The 21821-nt window shown below is 72.7% G+C and carries 22 protein-coding genes; 9 read left to right on the top strand and 13 right to left on the bottom strand.

Annotation, left to right across the window (positions count from 1 at the left end; translation table 11 throughout):
* The first annotated feature begins 99 nt into the window (after positions 1–99).
* Positions 100–1116, top strand: coding sequence for an NADP-dependent oxidoreductase (locus tag ACIRST_RS02135; protein WP_402799216.1), 1017 nt, complete (start codon positions 100–102; stop codon positions 1114–1116).
* A 60-nt stretch (positions 1117–1176) separates the two neighbouring features.
* Here the strand turns inward: ACIRST_RS02135 and ACIRST_RS02130 are convergent, their stop codons facing one another.
* The 4 genes from ACIRST_RS02130 to ACIRST_RS02115 all read right to left on the bottom strand — a co-directional run bounded on the left by ACIRST_RS02130 (position 1177) and on the right by ACIRST_RS02115 (position 4871).
* On the bottom strand, positions 1177–2628 hold the full coding sequence (locus ACIRST_RS02130) for a WGR domain-containing protein (RefSeq protein ID WP_350523160.1): 1452 nt from the start codon (positions 2626–2628) through the stop codon (positions 1177–1179).
* Between the two features lie 116 nt (positions 2629–2744).
* Positions 2745–3332, bottom strand: coding sequence for a GNAT family N-acetyltransferase (locus ACIRST_RS02125; RefSeq protein ID WP_350523161.1), 588 nt, complete (start codon positions 3330–3332; stop codon positions 2745–2747).
* A complete protein-coding gene (locus ACIRST_RS02120) occupies positions 3316–4251 on the bottom strand; it encodes a class I SAM-dependent methyltransferase (protein ID WP_402799212.1) in 936 nt (311 codons plus the stop codon). The genes ACIRST_RS02125 and ACIRST_RS02120 overlap by 17 nt, the downstream gene beginning before the upstream one ends.
* A gap of 119 nt (positions 4252–4370) precedes the next feature.
* Positions 4371–4871, bottom strand: coding sequence for a Pycsar system effector family protein (locus ACIRST_RS02115; protein WP_402799209.1), 501 nt, complete (start codon positions 4869–4871; stop codon positions 4371–4373).
* Positions 4872–4947: 76 nt separating this feature from the next.
* On the opposite strand from ACIRST_RS02115, the gene ACIRST_RS02110 reads away from it, so the two are divergent.
* Positions 4948–5382 (top strand): hypothetical protein, encoded by a 435-nt coding sequence (locus ACIRST_RS02110; protein WP_402799206.1) that lies wholly within the window; start codon positions 4948–4950, stop codon positions 5380–5382.
* Between the two features lie 448 nt (positions 5383–5830).
* Complete coding sequence (locus ACIRST_RS02105; RefSeq protein ID WP_350523165.1) at positions 5831–6004, top strand: hypothetical protein; 174 nt, start codon at positions 5831–5833, stop codon at positions 6002–6004.
* A 289-nt stretch (positions 6005–6293) separates the two neighbouring features.
* Here the strand turns inward: ACIRST_RS02105 and ACIRST_RS02100 are convergent, their stop codons facing one another.
* The 3 genes from ACIRST_RS02100 to ACIRST_RS02090 are packed head-to-tail and all read right to left on the bottom strand — an operon-like array spanning position 6294 to position 8983.
* Positions 6294–7559 carry a multidrug effflux MFS transporter gene (locus tag ACIRST_RS02100; protein ID WP_402799204.1) on the bottom strand — a complete coding sequence of 422 codons (1266 nt, stop codon included), beginning with the start codon at positions 7557–7559 and terminating at the stop codon, positions 6294–6296.
* Between the two features lie 3 nt (positions 7560–7562).
* A complete protein-coding gene (locus tag ACIRST_RS02095; protein WP_350523167.1) occupies positions 7563–8207 on the bottom strand; it encodes an NAD(P)H-binding protein in 645 nt (214 codons plus the stop codon).
* 23 nt (positions 8208–8230) lie between these two features.
* Positions 8231–8983, bottom strand: a complete 753-nt coding sequence (locus ACIRST_RS02090; protein WP_350523168.1) for an MBL fold metallo-hydrolase — start codon at positions 8981–8983, stop codon at positions 8231–8233.
* Between the two features lie 81 nt (positions 8984–9064).
* Between ACIRST_RS02090 and ACIRST_RS02085 the strand changes: the two genes are divergently transcribed.
* Positions 9065–9694, top strand: a complete 630-nt coding sequence (locus ACIRST_RS02085) for a helix-turn-helix domain-containing protein (protein WP_350523169.1) — start codon at positions 9065–9067, stop codon at positions 9692–9694.
* Positions 9695–9742: 48 nt separating this feature from the next.
* Here ACIRST_RS02085 and ACIRST_RS02080 read toward each other — a convergent pair whose 3' ends face one another.
* Positions 9743–9952 carry a hypothetical protein gene (locus ACIRST_RS02080; RefSeq protein WP_396545850.1) on the bottom strand — a complete coding sequence of 70 codons (210 nt, stop codon included), beginning with the start codon at positions 9950–9952 and terminating at the stop codon, positions 9743–9745.
* 104 nt (positions 9953–10056) lie between these two features.
* Positions 10057–11331, bottom strand: a complete 1275-nt coding sequence (locus ACIRST_RS02075; RefSeq protein WP_402799198.1) for a cyclic nucleotide-binding domain-containing protein — start codon at positions 11329–11331, stop codon at positions 10057–10059.
* A 463-nt stretch (positions 11332–11794) separates the two neighbouring features.
* Here ACIRST_RS02075 and ACIRST_RS02070 point away from each other — a divergent pair, with 463 nt between their 5' ends.
* From ACIRST_RS02070 to ACIRST_RS02050, 5 genes are all read left to right on the top strand, one after another.
* Positions 11795–13441 (top strand): ATP-binding protein, encoded by a 1647-nt coding sequence (locus tag ACIRST_RS02070; RefSeq protein ID WP_402799195.1) that lies wholly within the window; start codon positions 11795–11797, stop codon positions 13439–13441.
* A 17-nt stretch (positions 13442–13458) separates the two neighbouring features.
* Positions 13459–13845 carry a roadblock/LC7 domain-containing protein gene (locus tag ACIRST_RS02065; protein ID WP_396545994.1) on the top strand — a complete coding sequence of 129 codons (387 nt, stop codon included), beginning with the start codon at positions 13459–13461 and terminating at the stop codon, positions 13843–13845.
* Positions 13846–13908: 63 nt separating this feature from the next.
* Positions 13909–14268, top strand: a complete 360-nt coding sequence (locus ACIRST_RS02060) for a DUF742 domain-containing protein (protein ID WP_350523174.1) — start codon at positions 13909–13911, stop codon at positions 14266–14268.
* A complete protein-coding gene (locus ACIRST_RS02055) occupies positions 14249–14866 on the top strand; it encodes an ATP/GTP-binding protein (RefSeq protein ID WP_350523175.1) in 618 nt (205 codons plus the stop codon). The genes ACIRST_RS02060 and ACIRST_RS02055 overlap by 20 nt, the downstream gene beginning before the upstream one ends.
* A gap of 35 nt (positions 14867–14901) precedes the next feature.
* Positions 14902–16440, top strand: a complete 1539-nt coding sequence (locus ACIRST_RS02050; protein WP_402799191.1) for a cytochrome P450 — start codon at positions 14902–14904, stop codon at positions 16438–16440.
* A gap of 68 nt (positions 16441–16508) precedes the next feature.
* On the opposite strand, the gene ACIRST_RS02045 is transcribed toward ACIRST_RS02050, so the two are convergent.
* The 4 genes from ACIRST_RS02045 to ACIRST_RS02030 all read right to left on the bottom strand — a co-directional run bounded on the left by ACIRST_RS02045 (position 16509) and on the right by ACIRST_RS02030 (position 21254).
* The gene (locus tag ACIRST_RS02045; RefSeq protein WP_350522748.1) at positions 16509–18143 is read right to left on the bottom strand and encodes a metallophosphoesterase family protein; all 1635 of its coding nucleotides are present in this window, start codon (positions 18141–18143) and stop codon (positions 16509–16511) included.
* Between the two features lie 216 nt (positions 18144–18359).
* Positions 18360–19190, bottom strand: coding sequence for an SAM-dependent methyltransferase (locus tag ACIRST_RS02040; RefSeq protein ID WP_402799379.1), 831 nt, complete (start codon positions 19188–19190; stop codon positions 18360–18362).
* Positions 19191–19393: 203 nt separating this feature from the next.
* Positions 19394–20746 carry an MFS transporter gene (locus tag ACIRST_RS02035; RefSeq protein WP_350522750.1) on the bottom strand — a complete coding sequence of 451 codons (1353 nt, stop codon included), beginning with the start codon at positions 20744–20746 and terminating at the stop codon, positions 19394–19396.
* Positions 20747–20900: 154 nt separating this feature from the next.
* Complete coding sequence (locus ACIRST_RS02030) at positions 20901–21254, bottom strand: isomerase (protein ID WP_350522751.1); 354 nt, start codon at positions 21252–21254, stop codon at positions 20901–20903.
* Positions 21255–21821: the final 567 nt, after the last annotated feature.

The raw sequence follows: 21821 nt of genomic DNA, 5'->3' as shown, positions 1-21821 counted from the left end.
CACCTCACGGAAGGTGGCAGGCTCTGGTCAGATGAATAAGCGCTTGCTTAGAATCGGGCCGTCGAACTTCCCGAGCCGAGTGCGCACCCAGGAGACGTCATGACCGAAGACACCGGAGTCAACCGCCAGATCCGCCTCGCCCGTCGGCCGGTCGGGGAGGTCCGGGCGGAGGACTGGGCGCACGGGAGCGAGCCGGTGGCGGTGCCCGGGGACGGCGAGTTCCTGGGGCGGACCCGGTACGTGTCGCTGGATCCGGCGATGCGCGGGTGGCTGGACGACCGCCCGTCGTACCTGCCGCCGGTGGCGCTGGGCGAGGTGATGCGGGCAGGGTCGGTGGTCGAGGTCGTCGCGTCGAACCACCCGAAGTTCCGGGTCGGGGACCACGTGGTCGGGGCCTTCGGGGTCCAGGAGTACGCGGTGTCGGACGGCAAGGGCGCGATCACCGTCGATCCCGCGCTCGCGCCGCTGTCCACCTACCTCGGCGCCCTCGGGATGCCCGGCATGACGGCGTACTTCGGGCTGCTGGACGTCGGGGCGCTCAAGGAGGGCGAGACCGTGGTGGTCTCCGGCGCCGCCGGGGCGGTCGGCACCATGGTCGGGCAGATCGCCAAGGTCAAGGGCTGCCGGGTGGTCGGCATCGCCGGCGGTCCCGAGAAGTGCGCGCTGCTCACCGGGGAACTGGGCTTCGACGCCGCGATCGACTACCGCGCCGAGGACGTCCGCAAGGCGCTGCGCACGCACGCCCCGGACGGCATCGACGTCTACTTCGACAACGTCGGCGGGCCGATCCTGGACGCGGCGCTGACCCGGCTCGCGATGCACGCCCGGGTCGTGATCTGCGGGGCCATCAGCCAGTACAACAACGAGAGCACCGTCGAGGGCCCGTCCAACTACCTGTCACTGCTGGTGCGGCGGGCGCGGATGGAGGGCTTCGTGGTGTTCGACTACGCCCGCCGGTACGCGGAGGCGGCCGCCGAGATCGCGGGCTGGATCGGCGACGGCCGCATCAAGGTGAAGGAGCAGGTGGTGGAGGGCACCGTGGACGACTTCCCGGAGACCCTGCAGATGCTGTTCCGCGGCGAGAACACCGGCAAGCTGGTGCTCCGCCTCCGCTGATCCGCTGCCACGGATCAGCCCCGGGGCCAGGGCGGCTGCCCCGGCCCCGGGGCCCGGCTGTCAGAGCAGGCGCTTGATCTCGCCGCGCGCCCGGTAGAAGCCGCCGGACGCGGACTCCCGCACCTCGGCGACCACGTAGCGCGCCCCGGGGACCCGGATGTCCTTCGGGAACTGCACCCGCCACGTGGGGTCGTAGCCCTGCGAGAGCACCCGCACCCGCAGCCGGGCGCCGTCCTGGACGCACTCCACCTCGATCCCGCCGCCGGTGCCCGCACCCGGGGCCACCACGACAGTCTCCAGCTCCGCGCCGGCCAGCACCGGCTCCCAGCCCGCGCTCCCGACCTCGGCGGTGCTCGGCAGCGTGCCGCCCTCGGCCGCCCGGACGGCCTGCTCGCTCGCGTCCAGGCAGGCCAGCGAGCCGTCGGTGGTCACCAGGTACAGCCGGCCGTCCCGGTACTGCATGCTGTACGCCGAGCCGCAGCCGGTGGCGAGCTTCCACAGCCGGGTGCCGTCGGCCGCGAAGCAGTAGACCGAGGAGTGGTTGTCCCCGGCGAAGACGTACTCGCCGTCCGGGGAGGCCGCGCAGGAGAACACGGCGGCGTCGCAGCGGTAGGCGGCCACCTCGGCGCCGTCCGACTTGCGCAGCCGGTGCACCCAGCCGCGCCCGGTGCCGGCGAACACCTCCTCGGCCTCCTGCCAGCCGAACAGCACCTCGCCGTTGGTGGGGGTGTGCCACCGCGGGTCGCCGCTGCGGTTGTCGTAGCGGGCGACGCCGCGCGAGTGGCCGTGGTAGACGCCGTCCGCGTCGCAGCGCACCATCCAGCCGGCCCGGCCGTCGGCCTGGCGGCGCCACTGGAACTCGTCCTCGTGGTCCACCGTGGTCAGGCCGCCGCGCTCGTCGGCGACGCCGAGCACGCCGTCGTGGATGTCGAGCCAGAAGATGTCGACGTCCTGGGCTATCTCGTAGGCGACCCGCGGGACCTTGCCGCCCAGGTCGTACACCTTGCCGTCGTCACAGCCGGCGTAGATCCACCAGTCGTCCGCGACGATGCACTTGACGCCGTCCGGCAGGCCGTAGCGGGCGGTGACCTCGCCGTCGTGGGTGAGGGTGTAGACGTCGCCGCGCTCGTTGCCGACCCAGGCGTGCTCCTCCCCGACGAAGATCCCGAAGGCGGGCGAGCCGGAGCGGAACCGCCACAGCAGCGGAGCCTGGCGGGCGGTGGAACGGGTGCTGACGATCTGCCGCCTGGTCACCGCGCGGCGCTGGCGCACGCCCTGGACGGCGGGGGCGTAGCCCTTGCGGACCTTCTCGCCGATCTTCTTCGCGGCCGCGGCGGCCGCCTTCTCGGCGCTGGGGTAGCTGGTGGCCTTGCTCTGACCGGGCTCGCCGATCCGCCCGTACCGGACCGTCACCACCGCACCGGCGATGCGCACCTCGTAGAACTTGTGCGCACTCCCCTCGTCCTCGGACAGTTCGAGGTAGGTGACCTGCTCTCCCACGGCGACGGACACGGCGAAGACCCCTTTCGGGCAACGGAGATGGAAGCGCGGGGGCGGCTCAGGCCCTCCGACGACCCCAAACTATGCCCTCGCACCGACAATCGCCCGGGCCGGGCCCCGTCCCGGGCTCAGAGCCGGCCGCGCTCGTCCGTCGGCCCGGTGTCCAGCAGCCGGACCATGTGCAGCTTGGCGACGGCCCGCCCGTCCACCAGGACGGCCCTCGGCTCCCGCCCCCACACCTCGAACCCGCAGGCGGTGTAGAGCCGCAGGGCCGCCTCGTTGCCCTCCGAGACGGTCAGCAGCACCTGCTGCAGCCACGGGTCCGCGGCGGCGGTCCGCAGCACCTCGCGCACCAGGGCCCGCCCGGTCCCCCGCCCGGCCGCGCCGCGGGCCACCGCCATGCCGTACAGCGTGCCCTTGTGCCGCTCCCGGCTCCGCCGCGCCACCGTGAGCCCGGCGGTGCCGACCAGGGTGCCGTCGGCGTCGAAGGCCCCGAGCAGCGCGCCCGGCCCGTCCTCGGCCTCGGCCAGGCGCCGGAGCGTCGCGGCCATCGGTCTGGCGCACTCCTCGGCGTAGCCGGAGGTGAAAGCGCTCGGCGTCTCGCGCAACGCGGTGAGCCGGAACGCCCGGTACGGTTCGGCGTCCGCGCGCCCCAGGCGGCGGATGGCGACGGTCGCCGGGGCGCTCCCGGCGACGGGCTCAGCCGAGGCGGACACGGGTGCACCTCGTCAGGTACGGAAGCCGGATGACGTCCCGGCCCGCCAGGTCCGGGTGGGTGGCGAGCAGGTGCCCGACGTCGGCCAGCAGGCGGGCGCGTTCGGCCTCCGGCAGCGCGATGACGTAGCTGCGCGAGGCGACCATCTCGACGATCCCGGCCGGCGTGGTCTCGTGCTCCCAGCCGATCTCCAGCCGCTCGGGCGGCCCGAACGGCGCCGGGAGGACGGGCCGGGTGTCGATCCGCTGCCGGGCCGGACGGTGCATCAGCGCCCCGAGTTCGGCGGCCCAGGGCTCGGACTCGTCCCGGACGTTCCACACCAGGGCGAGCGTCCCGCCGGGGGCGAGCACCCGGGCGATCTCCGGGACGGCGGCCGCCGGGTCGAACCAGTGCCAGGCCTGTGCCACCACGACGGCGTCCACGCTCCCGTCCGGCAGCGGGATGCGCTCCGCCGAGCCGGCGCGCACGGCCGCCTTCGGCACCGCCGCGGCCAGCTGCGCCCGCATGCCCGCGTCCGGCTCGACCGCCACCACGTCCAGGCCCGCCTCCACCAGCAGCCGGGTCGCCTTGCCGGTGCCGGCGCCCAGGTCGAGCACCCGCCGGGCCTCCCGGGGCACCGCCGATCCGATCAGCGCCTGCGGGTACCCCGGCCGCCCGGCCTGGTACGCGGCCGCCGCGACGCCGAACGAGCGCGCCCGCAGCCGTCCCGCCCACCGCCGCGTCGCCCCCTGCCGGGTCATCCCGCAGGCCCGCCCGATCTCCTCCCAGGTCGCCTCCTGCCCGCGCCGCAACTCCTCCACCAGCTCGGTCCGCCGCTCCTCCAACGCCTCGATCACCCCCGACAGCCGCCGCAACCCCGCCACCCCGCCCCCACCGGCCACGTCCGCCGCCACCCGCCGACCAAGATCGTCCGTCTCCATGGGACCGCACTGTAGGGATCGCTGCCGCGGTCCGTCAATGACTGTTGCCACGGAACGCAACAGTTGTTGCCTCGGCGGGCCGCCGCGGCCCCGGCCGTGGTGCGGCCGGGGCCTCCGCTCTACAACGGCCGGAGGGTCAGTGCGAACTGGGGAAGCGCCAGGAGGAGCAGGACGGTCCCCGCCTCGATCCAGCGGTACTTCGCCCGGATGATCGCGCTGGTCCCGGCCAGCGCGGCGAGCAGCGGGCTGGCCGGGTCGCGCCCGGCCCGCGCGAACGCGCGGCGCAGACGGTCCGGGCCCGCGCCCGGGGCGATGTGCTCGAAGTACCCCGGGCCGGGCAGGTCTCCGCCACGCCCCTTGCGGTGACGCGGCACGAGCGCGGAGACGAAGCAGGCGACGGCCAGCAGCGCGCTCGCCACGGCGGTCCACCGCAGCAGCCGGCCCCCGGGAGCGGTGCCGCCGGTGTCCAAGGGGATGAAGGTCGCGAGCACCGCGCCCGTGAACGCCAGGAACACCGCCGCCTTGGTGTCGGCCCGCACGGAAGCGCGCGGGTTCGCGAAATCCTGGACATGGATACGGCGGAACCCGCCCGTGATCTGCGGATCGATCCAGACACGCATACGGGTTCGATACTCGCCCAGTCGATAGTTGAGGATCCGCCCCCACCAGGGCTGTCCGGATGGGACGATGCGGAGCGTGGCAGACCTGGTGTCGCGCCTGCGCGCGGCGTTCACCGGCCGACGCGACGAAGTCGACGTTGCCGTCCCAGACCGCGCTCCGGAACCTCAGCAGGAGCGCTGGCTCTACCTGCCGTCAATCAGCGACAGCGGTTGGCAGCAGATCCGCGTCGTCGACGCCACTGGCTACGACTTCGCGCGCCTGACCTGGAAGATCTGCCAGCAGTGCGAACTCGGACTCGTTGCGAAGATCCGGGTCACCGACGGCTGGCAGCGCCGCGGTTACGCCACCCGCATGCTGGTCCGCGCGATGCGCGGCTGCGAGTCCTACTCCCGGACCACCAGCGCCGCCTTCACCGCCAATGCCCGTCAGTGCCAGCACATGCGTGCCGCACCTGGCGGAGGCCACGGCCCGGCACGGCAGGAAGAGCGTCCGCCGCTACGGCCGGTCTGACCCTCCGGGCGGCTGTAGCAGCGGCACCTCACCGGCCCCTTCGACAAGGAAGGAAACACGATGGTCTTCGTCGGAGTCCACGGCCAGTGGGGCCGCGTCGACGTCACCCAGGCCGACCTGGGCTGCGGCCAGGACCGCGAGAGCATCTACAAGACCAAAACGCCCTCGCCGCTGACCTGCTACGAGTGCGAGTGGCGGCTGCACCTGGTCCACCGCACCCACGGAGCCTACGAACTATGGTTCCTGTGCCACGCCAACAACGCGCCCCACTGCGAGGCCAAGGCCGCCGGCGAGGGCATGCAGCACCACCTCCTCAAGCTCGACCTGGCCCACCACGCCCGCGCGGCCGGCTGGAACGCCGAGTCCGAGGTCCCCTCACCCGACGGCTCCTGGCGAGCGGACGTGCTGGCCACCTCCCCGGACGGCAAGCGCCGCCCTGGAAGCCCAGATGGCAGCCATCGCCATCACCGGCATCGAGGCGCGCACCGCCCGCTACCGGGCGGACGGGATCGAAGTGTGCTGGTTCACCGACCGCAAGACCGTGCCCTGGCTGGACGCCGTGCCCTGCGTCCAGGCCCTGTCCTCCCGAAGCTACGGCGAAGTGACAAGTAGCGCTCTGTAACTGAGGTGACGTTCGGTCATGCCTTGCGGCCCGATTGTCCCGGGATTTCCTCATCAAAGGGTGTTGCGAGGTTCTTGAAGAGGCGGGTTTTTTGAAGGAGTTGTTGAGGGTCCTGGGGGCTCGTTTCCGTTGAACGACATCTGATCTTCAGCGCAGACGACACCGTTCTTGAGTAGTGTCAGTCCGAATGCCGGTGGTGTTCTATCCACCGCGCGTCAAACTTCGGCCTGGCGGAGGGTGTGCCAGGCAGGCGCGGTTCGCGACGGTTGGGCCACCGACCCTTCAGCTGCTAGTGGACCTTGCCGCGTCTGCGATCGATGTGCCGGCGCGGTCGCCGGTGCCCGGCAGGTCCTTGGCGAGCCGGCCTGCGAGTGCGCTCACCGGGCACCGACCGGGTGAGGACGCCGAGTGTGAGCAGAGCGAGCGCCGGCAGCACGGCGACGATGATTCCCATCGGCAAGGCGTCGGTGGCGCCACCCGCGCCGGCCAGCGGAGCAAGTGCCCCGCCGATCATGAACTGGCTGAAGCCGAGCAGAGCGGCGGCCGACCCGGCGTGTCCGCCGTGGTCGGCCAGGGCCTGGGCCGCGGCGTTCGGCATGACGAGGCCCACGCTGGAGACCAGGACGAACAGGCCGATCAGGAGCGCGGGCAGGGGTGCCCGTGTCAGCACGGCGCCCAGGACCGTGGTGCCACCGGCTGTCGCGCCCAGCAGACCGGCGAGCAGCAGCACGCGGGCGCCGGCCCGGGCCACCAGCCGGCCGCTGATCTGCGCGGCCGCAATGAGTCCGGCGGCGTTGACGGCGAACACGGCGCTGTACTGCTGCGGTGACAGGCCGTGGATTTCCTGCAGGACGAACGGCGAGCCGGAGATGTAGGCGAACATCGCCGCGAAGACCAGGCCGTTGGCCAGGACGTACCCGGTGAAGACCCGGTCGCTGAGCAGCTGCCCGACGACAGCCGGCAGCGGCTGGCGTGCCGCGGAGGACCGGGTCTCCGGCAGTCCTGCGGCGGAGGCCGCCAGCATCACGGCGCCGAGTACGGCCAGGCCCACGAAGATCCCCGGCCAGGCCGTGACGCGCAGTAGCTGGCCGCCGAGGACCGGCGCGAACACCGGCGCCAGGCCGGTGATCAAGGTCAGTGCGGAGAAGAGACGTGCGGTGCGGGTTCCGGAGGTGCGGTCGCGGACCATGGCGTTGGCGATGACGATGCCGAACGCCCCGCCGATGCCCTGGACCAGGCGTAGGCCGACGAAGGTCCGGACGTCGGGCGCCACCGCGCAGAGCGCGCTGGCGATCGTGTAGAGGGCGAGGCCCGCCAGCAACGGACGCCGCCGGCCGTAGGTGTCGCTCAGCGGCCCGGCGATCAGCTGCCCGATGGCCAGCCCGGCCAGGCAGGCGGTGATGGTGAGCTGGGTGGCCGCGGCGCTGGCGCGCAGGTCGCCGGCGAGGTCCGGCAGTCCGGGCAGGTAGCCGTCGATGGACAGTGGTCCCAGGGCCACGAGCGCTGCGAGCAGGACGATGAATCGGGTTTGCCGGCCGGCGGCGTCGTTGCTCATGGCTCAGTACGCCACGGTGATGCGGCGGCGGATCGCGGTGCCGCTCTCGATCGTGTCGGCCAAGGCGATCGCGTAGTCGGCGTACGAGATGCGGCTGTTGCCGTCGTCGTCGGTGAGCAGGGTGTCCCCGGCGCTGCGGTAGGCCCCGGTCCGCTCGCCCGCTCCGATGACTGCGGCGGGCGACACGTACGTCCAGTCGAGGTCGTGCACGCCGCGGTAGAGGTCGAGCGCTTCGGACTGGGCCTCGGCGTTGGCCTTCCACAGCGCGGGGAAGTCCGGGTCGTCCATGACCCGGGCGCCGGTCGGCGTGCGTAGGCTACCGGCACCGCCGATGGTGACCAGGCGGGTGACACCGGCTCGGCGGAGTCCGTCGATCAGCGCACGGGCGGCACCGAGGATCGTGGCGCGGTCGTTCTCCTGGCCGATCCGGGGGCCGACGGCCGACAGTACGGCGTCGTGGGAGGCGGCGAGGCCGGCGACCGCGGCGGCGTCCGTGACGTCACCGGTGGTCACGGTCAGGGCCTTGTGCTTGAGTCCGTCGATGTGGCCGGCTCGGGTGACCGCGGTGACGGTGTGGCCGCGACGCAGTAGTTCCTCGGTGGTGGGCCGGCCGATGTTGCCGCTGGCACCGAACAGGACGATCTTCATGTGTTGCTCCTTGTTTCTGATGGTCAGAGGACGGGCTGGCCGTCGGCGATGATGGCCGCGGTGATGCCGCGCTCGTCGGCGGCATGCTGGAAGCGCTGCTCGATGTCGGGTTGTTCGGTGTAGAACGGCGGGTTGTGGAACAGGCCGTAGTGCATGGCGCAGACGGTGCCGGCGCCGAGTGCGACGGCGGCCTCGACGCCCTGCTCGGGGGTCATGGTCGCCGGGACGTTGGCCGCGTAGCCCTCGAAGTGGGCGATGACGCCGTTGACCGGGACGAACGCGACGTCGAACGGGCCGTGGTCGCGGGCGATCTGCCACCAGCTGCCGTGCCACTGGGTGTCGCCGCAGTGGATGACCCGCCGGCCGGCGCCTTCGACGACCCAGGCGACCTGGTCACAGTCGTTGCCGCGCCAGTCCAGCGAGGTCACCGGGGTGACGGTCAGCTCTCCGATGCGGCGTGACTGGCCCAGGTCCTGGGCGACGGGGGTGATGCCCACCTCGTGCAGCGCCGCCGCGCTCGGGGTGTGGCAGCCGATCGTGCCGGTGGCCGCGATCCGGGCGATCAGGTCGTGGTCGTAGTGGTCGGGGTGCAGGTGGGTGATGAGGGCGTGGGTGCCGGGCGGGGTATCGACCGGGTCGACCGGCCGGTGCGGCGGCCCCATCACCGGCGCCAGCGGAGCGACGTTCTCAAGCGGGTCGATCAGCAGGCGGGTGTCGCCGAGACGGATCTCGACGCCGGCCCAGGCCAGCCGACGCACGGAAAGGGTGGAGGTCATGGGCAGCGACGCTAGACCGACCTTGTTGAGAAAGTCAACAAGAGAGTTTTGAATCTCAACACCACGATGTAGAATGGTGGCATGCGCACCTACGGGCAGTACTGCGGCATCGCGAAAGCACTGGACACCATCGGCGACCGATGGACCCTGCTGATCGTCCGTGAACTGCTCGCCCTGGGTCCTTGCCGGCACACCGACCTGCGCAACGGGCTGCCCGGGATCGCCAGCAACCTGCTGGTCGACCGGCTCCGCGAACTCGAGGAAGCCGGCCTGATCCACCGCGAGGCCGCCCCGCCGCCGGTGGCCAGCACCCTGTTCTCCCTCACCGAGCGTGGCCGCGCGCTGGAGCCGGTGCTGCAGGAGCTGAGCCGGTGGGGCGTGCCGCTGTTGCGTGAGCCGGGCGGCAACGAGACCTTCCGCACCCACTGGCTGGACGTGCCCGCCCGGGCACTGACCGACCACCGCCCCGACCAGCCGGCAATCGCCCTGCAACTGCACGCCGACGGCAGCGAGGACCTGGTCATCGAAGTCAAGGACGGCTCGGTGCACACACACGCCGGCCGGGTCGACCACCCCACCGCGTCACTGACCGGACCGCCGCACCTGCTGGCTGCGACTCTGCTCGGCGACCTCGATCTGAGCGCCGCAGTACAGCAAGGCCTGCGGCTCAGCGGCGAACGCGAGGCAGTAATGCGCATCCTGCCCCGCTGATCGACCGGCCGCTCGCGGGCCTGCGATCTCAAGCTCTACCGAGTCTGCTTACCGCTTCAGCAGGTCGATCGCGTCCATCACCGGCCGGTAGGCGGTGTTGTTGCACTTCAGCTCCAGCGCCCCGAGCAGCGGGGAGAGCATCCGCCGCCAGTGCCCCGAGTACGACGAGCGCAGCACCGTGCGCACCCGCGCCCGGTAGCGGGCCTCGTTCGCCGCGGCCTCCGCGGCCAGCGCCTTCAGCGTCGCCTCGCCGGCCACGGGATGGGGCCCACATCACTGACGGGTGGCGGCGGGCGACCCGCGCCAGCCCCGACACCGCCGGCTGAGTCGGCGCGCCGGCCGAGCAGGTGGTGGCGGTGAGGCTACCGGGGCAGCTTGGTGGTGCGTTCCGGGTGGGCGGTGGTGACGTAGCGCATGGCGGTGTCTTCGGTGATACCGAAGAGCCGCATGAGCTTGAGCGGGTCGCCGGTGGCGAACGCCTCGTCGAGGATGCGGTCCTGGCGGAGCTTGTCGAGGGTGTGCCCCTTGGGCAGGACCAGGTTCAGCTGCATGGTGATCCGGCCTACAGCTGGGTGGTCCGGGTCGAGGGCCGTCTTCTGGATGACCAGCAGGTGGGGGTTGACGCTGGTGGGCCAACGCCGGTGGCGGTAGGTGAGCCAGTCGGCGGCCAGGCGGTGGGTGAACGCCTCCAGGTAGAGGGTGTGCCGCCGCATGCCGCGGCGCAGTACGAGGGTGCCGCGGGAGAGGTTCAGATCGGCGGCGAGCGCGGTGCGGATCTCGGAGGCCAGGACGGCGTGGACAGCGGCCAGTGCGATGGCGAGCCGCGCGAACGCGGTGGTGGCGTGGTCGAGCAGGCCGGCCGGCACGTCGGAGGGGACCGGCCGCGGAATGCCCGTCAGATCTCCCACGGGAAGGTGGCGTGCCAGGTCGCGGAAGACCAGGCGCTCGCGCTTGAGCGCCTTGAACAGGCTGCGCAACGCGATGGTGAGCTGGCGCCGGGCGGCTCCGTCCAGGTCGTCCAGCGCGTCCTGGAGGTGGTCGGCGGTGGCTTCCCGAAGGCTGGTCATCCCGGCCTGCGCCCAGGCGGTCAGGGCCGGCCGCAGGTGGGTCAGGTAGCTGCGGATGCTCTCCCAGCTGCGAGGCTCGTCCTCCCGCGGGCCCTGGGTGCGCAGCACGTCCGCCCACGCCCGGACCTCCTCGGCGACACGTTGCGGCAGCGCGGCCAGCACCCTGTCGATCCAGACCAGGTCGCGGTCGCGGTGCAGGTCGGGGTCGTCGATGAGCAGGCCGCGGGTGCGCAGGAACCGGCAGACGGGCTTGGCCGCGAGGCATCTGGCGTGCACGCTCGCCGAGCGGGCGCCGTCGTCCAACACCGCCACCTCGCCGAGCAGTTCGCCGGGGCCGCGGAACGCCAGCAGCCGGACGTCGCCGTTGCGCTCCCGGCGGCAGACCTTGGCGACCCCGGCCAGCAGGGCGAGGACATGGGTGCCCGGCTCGCCCTGCCGCAGCAGGGTGGCGCCGATCGGGTGCCGGCGCTCGAACGCGTCCTCCAGCATGCCCGTCCAGACCCCGTGGCCCATGAGGTGGCACAGGGTCTGGCCCAGCGGATCCGGGCTTCGGTGTCCGTGGTCGGTCATGCGATGACCCTAGGAGGCGAGGCACTCGACACGCAGACGAATCCGCGCTTCGACGACGGCATCGAACAGCTCCGGGCCGCGCCGGAGCGCACCACACCGCCGATGACCCCCTCGTCCGGGTGATCAACTGGCGTGACATTGACCGACATCGGCATCCTGTAGCACGAACTCGGTTCGCCGCGCGGGGACTTGGGCCGGAAACCCTTCACATGGGCGAATCCGGGCCGGGTTGCCGGTGCGCGGGCGGCAGGGCGAGAAGCCTGGTGCGGGGCGGCGATCCGCCGGGTGTGGGACTGGTGTGCGAGATGTCGGGCATGTCCGGCAAGTTGCCACAAGTCGGTTGAGGGACAGTATTTTTGAGTCTTGGTCAGGATTGTCCTGAACTTGGCTATGCTGCAGCACCACGCCTCCGGAGCCGGTCGCCGTCCGTCCCCGTACTGTTCCGATCGTTTGAGGATGCTGAATGCTTCGACCTGGATCGTCACCCGCCAGACGGCGACCCGCACCCCTGCTCGGCTGGCTGCTGCCGACGGCCGTGATGGCGGCCGCCGTCGCGGCCGCCGCGGCGGTGGTGGGCGCCGGGGCCCGGGCCGGGGTGCTGTGGTGCGGGGCGACGGGCACCGTGCTGGTGGCCGTGGTGGCCGCCGAATCGGCCCGCCGGGGGCGTGCGTTGACCGAGCTGAGGGACCGCAGCGCCCGACAGGCGGAGGACCTGCAACGCCGGCTGGCCGGGCAGGAGAACGAGCTCGCGCGGCTGGCCGAGGTCGAGCTGCGCCGGGTCGTCTCCGGGTCCCGGTACGGGTACTCGATGGACATCCTGCTGAAGCCGGTCGAGCAGGGCGACGCGTCCGTCTCGCCGCGGTTCCGCAAGTCCCTGGTGTCCGTGGCGCACGGCATCGCCGTCGCCGTCGACGACGAGGTCAGCCGGCGCGACTCCGCCGAGCGCGCCTTCGTCAACATCGCCCGCCGGGTCCAGGCGATCATCCACCGGCAGGCCAAGGACCTCCGGGAGATGGAGGACCGGCACGGCAACGACCCGGCCGTCTTCGACGACCTGCTGCGCCTGGACCACGGCAACGCGCTGACCGGCCGCCTCGCCGACAGCATCGCCGTCCTGTCCGGCGCCCGCCCCGGCCGCCAGTGGACCCGGCCCATCGCGCTCTACAGCGTGCTGCGCGGCGGCATGTCCCGGATCCTGGAGTACCAGCGGGTGGACCTGCACCCGGTGGCCCAGATCTCGGTCACCGGACCGGCCGTCGAACCGCTGATCCACGCCGTCGCCGAGCTGCTCGACAACGCCACCCGCTACTCCCCGCCGCACACCCACGTGCACCTGAGCGCGTCCGAGGTGCAGAGCGGGATGGCGATCGAGATCGAGGACGGCGGCCTCGGCCTCACCGACGAGGCCCGCGCCCGCGCCGAGCAGGCGATGCGCGAGGCCATGGTCTCCAAGGACTTCGACGACCTCACCGAGTCCCCCCGGCTGGGCTTCGCCATCGTCGGCCGGCTCTGCCAGGCGTACGGCTTCCAGGTGTCGCTGCGCCGCTCCGCGTACGGCGGGGTGCGCGCGGTGCTGGTCGTGCCGCAGGAGCTGCTCACCACCGCTCCCCCGACCGGGCGGGCGCACGGCATCGGCGCCTTCTCCGGCCCGCGCCCGCTCCCGGCGAACCCGCCCCGGCACGCGGCTCCGGCCCGGCCCTGGGGCGCCCCGACCACCTCGGCCGGCGTCGGCCCGTCCTACGGCTCGACCAACCCGTGGGGGTCACCGTCCACCGCGGCGGCGCCCGCCGGGGACGACGAGGTGATCGTGACCGAGCGGACGGCCAACGGGCTCCCGCAGCGCCGCCGCCACCGGCCGATGCCGCGGACCGGCCCCGCCGGACCCGCGCGCACCGCCGCCCAGCCGGCCGGGCCGACCTCGGGACCGATGGCGGGACCGGCGGCCCGGGCGCCCCGCCCGGCCAAGGAGCCGAAGCAGCCGGGCCTGTGGCTGGAGGCGTTCATGGACGGCTACAAGGGCACCGGGACGGCCCCCGACGGCGACGGCCCGGCCACCGGTCCGACCGGACACACCAGTGAAGAGACTGCAGGGAAGGGCGATTGGCAGTGATTCCGCACCGGAGCAACATGGACTGGATCCTCAACGACCTCGCGGACAGTGTCCCGTACGTACGCCACATCATCGTGCTGTCCGCCGACGGGCTGCGGATCGCCCAGTACGGCGCCGACCCGGACACCGCCGACCGCCTCGCCGCCGCCTGCGCCGGGCTGCAGAGCCTGGCCGCCGCCGTCGGGCACGAGTTCCCGCACGGCGACGGCTCGATGCGGCTGGTGGTGATCGAGGTCGACGGCGGCTACTTCTACCTGATGGCCGCCGGCGACCGCGCCTACCTCGCGGTGCTCGCCGACGAGGGCGTGGACGCCGGGCTGGTGAGCCACCAGATGCGCGACCTGGTGGCCCGGATCGGCGAGCACCTGTCCACGCCGCCGCGCAACCCCGAGGTGGTCGCGTGAACCGGACCCCGGACCGGCCCGGCGGCGGGACGGCCGCATGAACGAGCACAGTGAGGCGCTTGCATGACGGCAGACCAGGGCGGCTGGGACGGCCCCGAGCCCGACCGCCTGTACGTGATCACCCGCGGCCGCAGCGGTCCGTCCGGGCCGGGCGTCTTCGACCTGGTCACCCTGATCGTCTCCCGCGGGGAGCCGACGCCCGCCCTGCAGCCCGAGCACGCGGCCATCCTGCGGCTGTGCCGCTCCCCGCTCTCGGTGGCGGAGGTCTCCGCCTACCTGGAGCTGCCCACGAGCGTGGTCATCGTCCTGCTGGCGGACCTGCTCGACGACGAACTGATCGAGGCCCGCGCCGCCGTACCGGCGGCGGAACTTCCCGACCGGGCCCTGTTGGAGGCGGTGATCCATGGACTTCAGCGGCTCTGACACGGTGGTGGGGCCGGCCGGCGCGGACCTGCTGCCGGACAGCGTCAGCACGGCGGTCAAGGTGGTGATCGTGGGCGGCTTCGGCGTCGGCAAGACGACGCTGGTCGGCTCCGTCAGCGAGATCCGCCCGCTGACCACCGAGGAGACCATGACGCAGGCCGGGGTCGGCGTGGACGACCCCACCGGGGTCGAGGCCAAGACCTCCACCACCGTGGCCATGGACTTCGGCCGGATCAGCATCAGCGACCGGCTCGTGCTGTACGTCTTCGGCACCCCCGGACAGGAGCGGTTCTGGTTCCTCTGGAACGGCCTGTTCGAGGGCGCCCTGGGCGCGGTGGTCCTGGTGGACACCCGCCGGCTGGAGGTCAGCTTCGAGGTGATCGGACGGCTGGAGGAGCGCGGCGTGCCCTTCGTGGTGGCCGTCAACGGCTTCCCCGAGGCACCGAGCTTCCCCCTGGAGGAGCTGCGCGGGGCGCTCGACCTGCCGACCGAGGTGCCGATCGTCGCCTGTGACGCGCGCAGCCGCCAGTCCAGCCGGGACACCCTGATGACGCTGATGCACTACCTGTACGAGCTGGCCGCGCCGCCCGTCCGCTGACGCCGCCCCGACCGACCCCCGTGACCGGAGATCCTGTGACCACCCCGCTCCCCGACGACGCCGTCCCCACCCCGCCGCCCGGCTGCCCGGCGCACGACCGCGCCGCCGCCCCGGCCGCGACGACCGGCCCCTCCGGACCCACCGCCTCCCCCGGGGCCCCCGGCCCGATCGGGACGCCCGGCCCGATCGGCCCCGGCGGCCTGCGGCGCCTCTACGGACCGGAGGCCGAGGCCGACCCGGCCGGCCTCTACGAGAAGCTGCGCGCCGAGTACGGCGAGGTCGCCCCGGTGCTGCTGCACGGCGACCACCGGGCCTGGCTGGTCCTCAGCCACGGCGCCAACATCACCGCGATGCGCACCCCGTCGCTCTTCTCCCGCGACTCGCGCCTGTGGACGGCGATGCGCTCCGGCGAGCTCCCGATGGACTCCCCGCTGCTGCCGGTGATCGCCTGGCAGCCGATCTGCGTGTTCGCGGACGGCGAGGAGCACCGCCGGCTGCGCGGCGCCGTCCTGGACGGCCTGAACCGCTTCGACCGGCGCGGCATCCGCCGCCACGTACGGCGGTTCACCACCGACCTGGTCCAGGTCGTCGGGCCGACCGGCCGGGCCGAGCTGATCACCCAGTTCGCCGAGCACCTGCCGATGCTGGTGATGACCAAGCTGCTCGGCATGCCCGACGAGTACGGGCCGCAACTGGTCGACGCCGCACGGGACCTGATGAAGGGCACCGAGACGGCCATCGCCAGCAACGAGTACGTGGTGGCCGGTCTGCGCCGGACCATCGCGATCAAGCGCGAGGCCCCCGGCGACGACCTGACCAGCCGTCTGCTGGAGCACCCGGCCGGGCTGACCGAGGACGAGGTGATGGAGCACCTGCGGGTGGTGCTGCTCGCCGCCAACGAGACCACCGTCAACCTGATCGCCGACTCGCTGAAGATGGTCCTCACCGACCCGCGCTTCCGCGCCCACCTCTCCGGCGGCCAGATGACCCTGGGCGAGGCGCTGGACCAGGTGCTGTGGGACTCCCCGCCGATGTCCCTGGTGGCCGGCCGCTGGGCCACCGCCGACACCGAGCTGGGCGGGCAGCAGATCAAGGCCGGGGACCTGCTGCTGCTCGGGCTCGCCGCCGGGAACGTCGACCCGGTGGTCCGCCCGGACCTGGCCACCCCGCTGTACGGCAACCGCTCGCACCTGTCCTTCGGCGCGGGGCCGCACGAGTGCCCCGGCCAGGACATCGGACGGCACGTCGCCGAGGCCGGCATCGACATCCTGCTCACCCTGCTCCCGGACCTCCGGCTCGCCGTCGAGGAGGAGGACCTGACCTGGACCTCGGCCTGGATCTCCCGCCATCTGACGGCGCTGCCGGTGGAGTTCACCCCGCGCGACATCGAGCCGGACCCGGAGTCGGTCGCCGAGGCCGAGCGGGCGGCGGCTGAGCGGGCCGAGCTGGCGCAGCTGGCGGCCGAGGCGGAGCGGGCGGCGCAGGGCGCGGGGAGGGCGGGGGCCGCGGCCCCCGCCCTCCCCGCTCAGCGGCGCAGCTGGTGGGACGTGCTGACCGGCATCTTCCGCCGCTGAGGGAGGGGTCCGGGGGCAGGGCCGGGGGCGGGTGCGTCCCCGCCCCTGGCCCTGCCCCAGCCCCGGTCTCAGCCGTCGCGACCGTCCGTCCGGCGCCGGTACAGCGTGAAGGTGTCCACCGGCGTGAGGTCGCCGTGCGGCCCGTCGAAGGTGTAGTAGGTGACCTTCATGGTGGTGGTGCCGCCGCGCCGGTCACCGGGGTCGACCTCGAAGGCCGCGAAGCCGTGGGCGTGTTCGCGGTCCTGGACGGCGGCCCACGGCGCGTCCTCGGTGAGCCAGACCGATTCCCGGTACGGCGCGCCCGGCTTGGGGTCCTCCAGGCCGATGACCACCCGGCCCTTGGGCTGCTCGAAGAGGTCGTCCTGGGTGGTGGCCGCGTTGCCGCCGGCGCCGATGATCATGTGGACGGTTCCCCGCCCGGTGTCGATCATGTCCGTGCGGGTGTCGGTCGGCACCGGGGTGCGGGTGTCGTTGGGCAGGGTGCCGCGGACGGGGTGGGAGCGCTCGTAGTAGTGCTCGTGGCCGCACACCACCAGGTCGACCCCGTAGGCGTCGAACAGCTTGCCCCAGGTCTCGCGGATGCCGAGGTCGCTGCCGGCGCCGTGCATCGAGCTGGAGATCATCGGGTGGTGCATGCACACCACGATCCAGTCGATCGACCGGTTGCTCCGCGCCGCCCGCAACTCTCGCTCCAACCAGCGCTGTTGGGCACCGCCGGAGTAGCCGCGCAGATAGATGTCGCCGGAGTTCTGGATGGCCACGTCGTCGTTGGCGAGGCTGATGAAGCGCACCGAGCCCACGGTGAAGGCGTACCACATGCCCCGGGTCTCCTCGTCGGAGGAGGCCGTGGAGTCGGGGAGGGAGAAGTAGGCCTGGTAGCCGAGCGCGCCGATCGGGCCGTTGCCGCCCTCGTTCTCGTGGTTGCCGACGCAGGGCATCCAGGGGCGCAGCCGGGTGGAGCGGCTGTTGCTGATGAACCAGTCGGCCCAGGTCGCGGTGCGGCTCTGGCCGTGGCGGCCGGCGTAGGAGGAGTAGCAGAGGTCGCCGTTGATCAGGTTGAACAGCGGCCCGATGCGTTCGACGGCGGCGACGATGTCCGCGGAGGCCGCGGTGCCCACCTGGCTGCTCATGAACACCGGGTACTTGCCGAGCGGCGAGGGCATGCCGTCGGGGAACGTGACCAGGCGCCGGAGGTTGGGTGCGGCCTGGTCGCCGAAGCTGGTGAAGGTGAAGGGCGCCCGGCCGCGCGGGGCGGTGGTGAAGGTGCCGGTCTCGGGATTGGCCCCGTCGTGGCCGGCGCTGTACAGGTAGGTGGTGCCCGGGCGCAGGCCGGTGAGGCGCGCGTGGTGGACGTACACCTCGACCTTGTCGATCGAGTCCCGGTAGGTCCGGGTCTCGGCCTGGACGACCCGGCCGAGGCCGCCGTCGGGCGTGCCGTAGCGGACCTGCGGGCGGCGGACGGACTGCGGGGTGAGCCAGGAGACGGTCATCTCCGCACCGGGGTCGTTGCCGAACTGCAGGTGCAGGCCGATGACGCCGGCTGCGCCGCTGCGGTGCGGGGTGGACTGCAGGAGCGGGCTGGTGGGGGCGTCATCGGCCGGTTGGGCGGCCGCGGGTTGCGCGGCCGCCGTCGTGCCTGCTGCCACGAGGGCGGCTCCGGCCGCCGAGGTGCCTTTGAGGATGGACCTGCGTGCAATGGTCATGGGGACTCCGCTTGCCGAGTGGGGGTTCGACAGGCAGTCACTTTAATGACATGTGCACGTAAGGTCGATCGTTTCGGCAAGCTCCCGTTTGACGGTCGTCGAACTGACGGAATATCGGCGGTGGCCGGCCGTGCGGGGGCCGGATCTCGCCGGAGCGGACCTCGCCCGGCCGGACCTCGACGGGCCGCACCTCGACGGGGCCGAACCCCTGGGCGGTCAGACCTTGCGGCCCACTCCCCCGTACACCGGGACCTGCTCGTCGGCCAGCCCCGGGGACGGCGCTTCGCCGCCCAGCTCCGGGTGCCAACGGTTGATCAGCACCACACCGGGATCGTCCAGTTCGAGGCCCGCGAAGAAGCGCTCGACGCCCTCCCGCGGCCGCATGTGGACCTCGATCCCGGCCTCCGCGTAGCGGCGGGCGCCGATCTCGGCGCGGTCGGGCGCGGTGTCGCCGGTGCCCGCGGTCAGCGCGAGGAAACTGCCGGCGGGCAGGGCGTCCAGGAGCTTGCGGACGGGCGGGTGCGCGGCCTCGTCGGTGAGGAAGTGCACGATGTTGATCAGCGTCAGCGCCACCGGCTCGTTCAGGTCCAGGGTGCCGGCCACCGCCGGGTCGGCGAGGAACTTCTCCGGATCGCGCAGATCGCCCTGCACGTAGGCGGTGCGGCCCTCGGGGGTACTGGTGAGCAGCGCGCGCGAGTGGGCGAGCACGATCGGGTCGTTGTCCACGTACACCACGCGGGAGGACGGATCGACCGACTGGACGATCTCGTGCAGGTTGGGCGCGGTCGGGATGCCGGTGCCGACGTCCAGGAACTGGCGGATGCCGTGCACCTCGGCGAGCCGGCGCACCATCCGGTGCATCACCGCCCGGGCGGCGGTGGCCCCCTCGCGCGCGCCCGGGAGGTCGGCCATGACGCGGTCGCCGACCTCGCGGTCCGCCGGGAAGTTCGTCTTGCCGCCGAGCAGGTAGTCGTAGACCCGGGCGGAGTGCGCCCGGTCGGTGCGCAGGTCGACCTGCGGCGGGTCCTCGAACCCTGCCTCGGTCAGCCAGCTCTCGGAAGCGTCGGTGTCGAATCCGCTGTCGCCGAATCCGCTGTCGTCGAATCCGTCGTCGCCGAATCCGCTGCTGTCGAATCCGCTGCTCCCGGCTGCACTGTCCGGTTCGTTGGTGTCCGGCCTGTCGGTACCCACGCTCGCCCTCCCCGTTCGGCGTATGTCCGGACCACTCAACCACAGGCGATGATCGTCCGTCAGGTGGATGCCGGTGAACGGCGGGACACGGCCGCGGTGTCCCGGACGGCGGCCGCGAAGGAGGGCACCTTCATCGCCGTCAGCAGCCCCAGGGCCGGGCCGATCGTGCACACCGTGACGTACCAGGGGATCACGCCGAGCAGGTGCCGGTCGCCCAGCCACGCGGCGAGCAGCGGGAAGGTGCCGCCGAACGCGGCGATGGTGGCCGCGTTGACCACGCCGAGGCCGACCGCCCGCACCTCGGTCGGGAACAGCAGCCCGGTGAACACGTTGAGCGTGCCGAGCACCGTCGCCACCAGCATCCCCAGCACCACGGCGACGACCTGGAACGGCAGCCAGCCCCCGCGCAGCCCGGCGAGCAGCAGCCCGACCAGCGGGATCGGCAGGCCGAACCCGATCCGGGCGACCGGCAGCAGGCCGAAGCGGTCGGCGGCGGCGCCGGTGAGCAGCATGGTGGCCAGCACGACACCGAGCACCACGGTCATGAACGAGGCCGCCGACTCCTTGTCGATCACGTGGTACGCGGCGGCGTACTGCGGGAGGTAGACCAGGGCGAAGTAGTAACCGACCGTCCCGCCCAGGGTGTTGAGGAAGACGGTGAGCGCCGCCCACCGGTGCTCACGGAGCATCCGCAGGAACGGCGGACGGCCGCCGGCGGCGGCGTTGGCCCGGGCCCGGTGGAACTCCGCGCTCTCCGGCGCCTGCCGCCGCACCCAGACGGCGGCCAGCCCGAGCAGCGCGGCGACCACGAATCCCCAGCGCCAACCACCGTTCTCCAGCCCGGACTTGCCGATGGTGTGGATCAGCAGTGTGAGCACCCCGAAGGAGAGCAGCGAACCGAGGATGACACCGCCGTACGACACCGAGCTGAACGCGAACCGGTGCCGCGGCGGGGCCGTCTCCGTCACGTACGCGGCCACACTCGGCGCCTCCCCGCCGAAGGCGAGCCCCTGCACCACCCGTGCGACCACCGCCAGCACCGCCGCCCAGACCCCGATCGCGTGCCGGCCCGGCACCGCCGCGATGCCCAGGCTCGCCACGGCGATCACCGCCATGCCCAGGCTCAGCGCGGAACGCCGCCCCCGGGAGTCACTGAGCCGCCCGATCAGGTACGAGCCGACCGGCCGGGCCACGAACCCCACCGCGAAGGTGACGTACGCGCCGAGCACACCGCCGACCCCGTGCTTGCCGTGCCCGAAGAGGTCCGCCGCGAAGTACGGCGCGAGCACGGCGTAGATGTTCCAGTCGAAGGACTCGACCACCGACCCCACCGTCGCCGCGGCCAACTCCCGTCGGCGTCCGCCGACTTCCGACCGCTCACGGAGCGGGACGGCCGCGCTGCTTTCCGTCATGTCCCCAGCATGGCACCGTTCGGCGGTCGACGGAATCGTGCCCGTCGGTGCGGCGCTGCACGGCGCCGCACCGACGGTGACGGACGCGGACGCGGGCGCGGACGAGGACGCGGGTGCGGGTGCGGGTGCGGGTGCAGGTGCAGGTGCGCAGCGGTCAGTGCGCGCCGGGGTGGTGGACGAAGCGGTAGGTGTCGCGGTCGAGCTCGGTGACCTGGACGCCGAGGGCGGCGGGCCGGGTGATCCGGGAGCGGAGGATCGTGAGGATCCGGTCCGTCAGTTCGGCGCGCTGCTCAGTGGTGCGGCCGGCCAGGATCTTGACCTCGACCAGGACCGCGGCCTCCCCGGTCGTGCCGTCGCCGACGCGGTGGTGGGCGGCGGGGCGGAAGAGCGTCTTGCAGTGGTCGACGGTGGTGTCGATGACCTCGGTGATCGCCTTGTGGACCTCGTCGGCGAAGGCCGTCCGGTCGAAGTCGAGTTCGGCCGAGTGGTCGACCAGGATCTGCGGCACGGGAACCTCCGGGGAGTGAGATCAGTTCGGTGCCGACGCTACCGCGTGCCGTCCGCCCGGGGCGAGCCCTCCACCGGAAGGGCCGACAAGGCACGACGGGTACGACGACGGGCGGCACCACCGCGTGGGGTCGGTGGTGCCGCCCGTCGTCAGTCCCTGCCACCGGCCGCGGCCGTTGCGCCGTCGGGTGCCGGGAGGGACGTCGGTGCCGGTCTCCGCACGGGCCTCGGCGATGCCCGGGTCGCACCCCACGAGCCGGAAGAACCCCCGTCCCTTCCGGCTCTCGGAATCCGTCGCTCCCCTCGAACCGGGGTACGCGCGACGGTTCCTGGAACCCGGGTGACGCCGTGGCCCGCTCCCTGGCGGATCCTGGTCACCGCTCGGCGCGCCGCGTCAGGAGACCGCCCTGCCGCCGGTCGCGAGCCGCTGCACGATCCGCATGGTGTCCCCCTCCTCGCCCCCGGCACCGAGCCGGCGGACTTTTCGTCTGCAAAGAAGTCTGCGGATCGCGGCACGGGCACCACAATGTTCTCGGTCGAGTCCGGACGAACCCGGTTGCCCAGCGCG

The organism is Kitasatospora sp. NPDC101447 (genome assembly GCF_044767225.1).
In the GTDB taxonomy this organism is placed as follows: Bacteria; Actinomycetota; Actinomycetes; order Streptomycetales; family Streptomycetaceae; genus Kitasatospora.
Note: the sequence above shows the minus strand (reverse complement) of the source record. Positions and strands in the feature narration are given on the sequence as shown.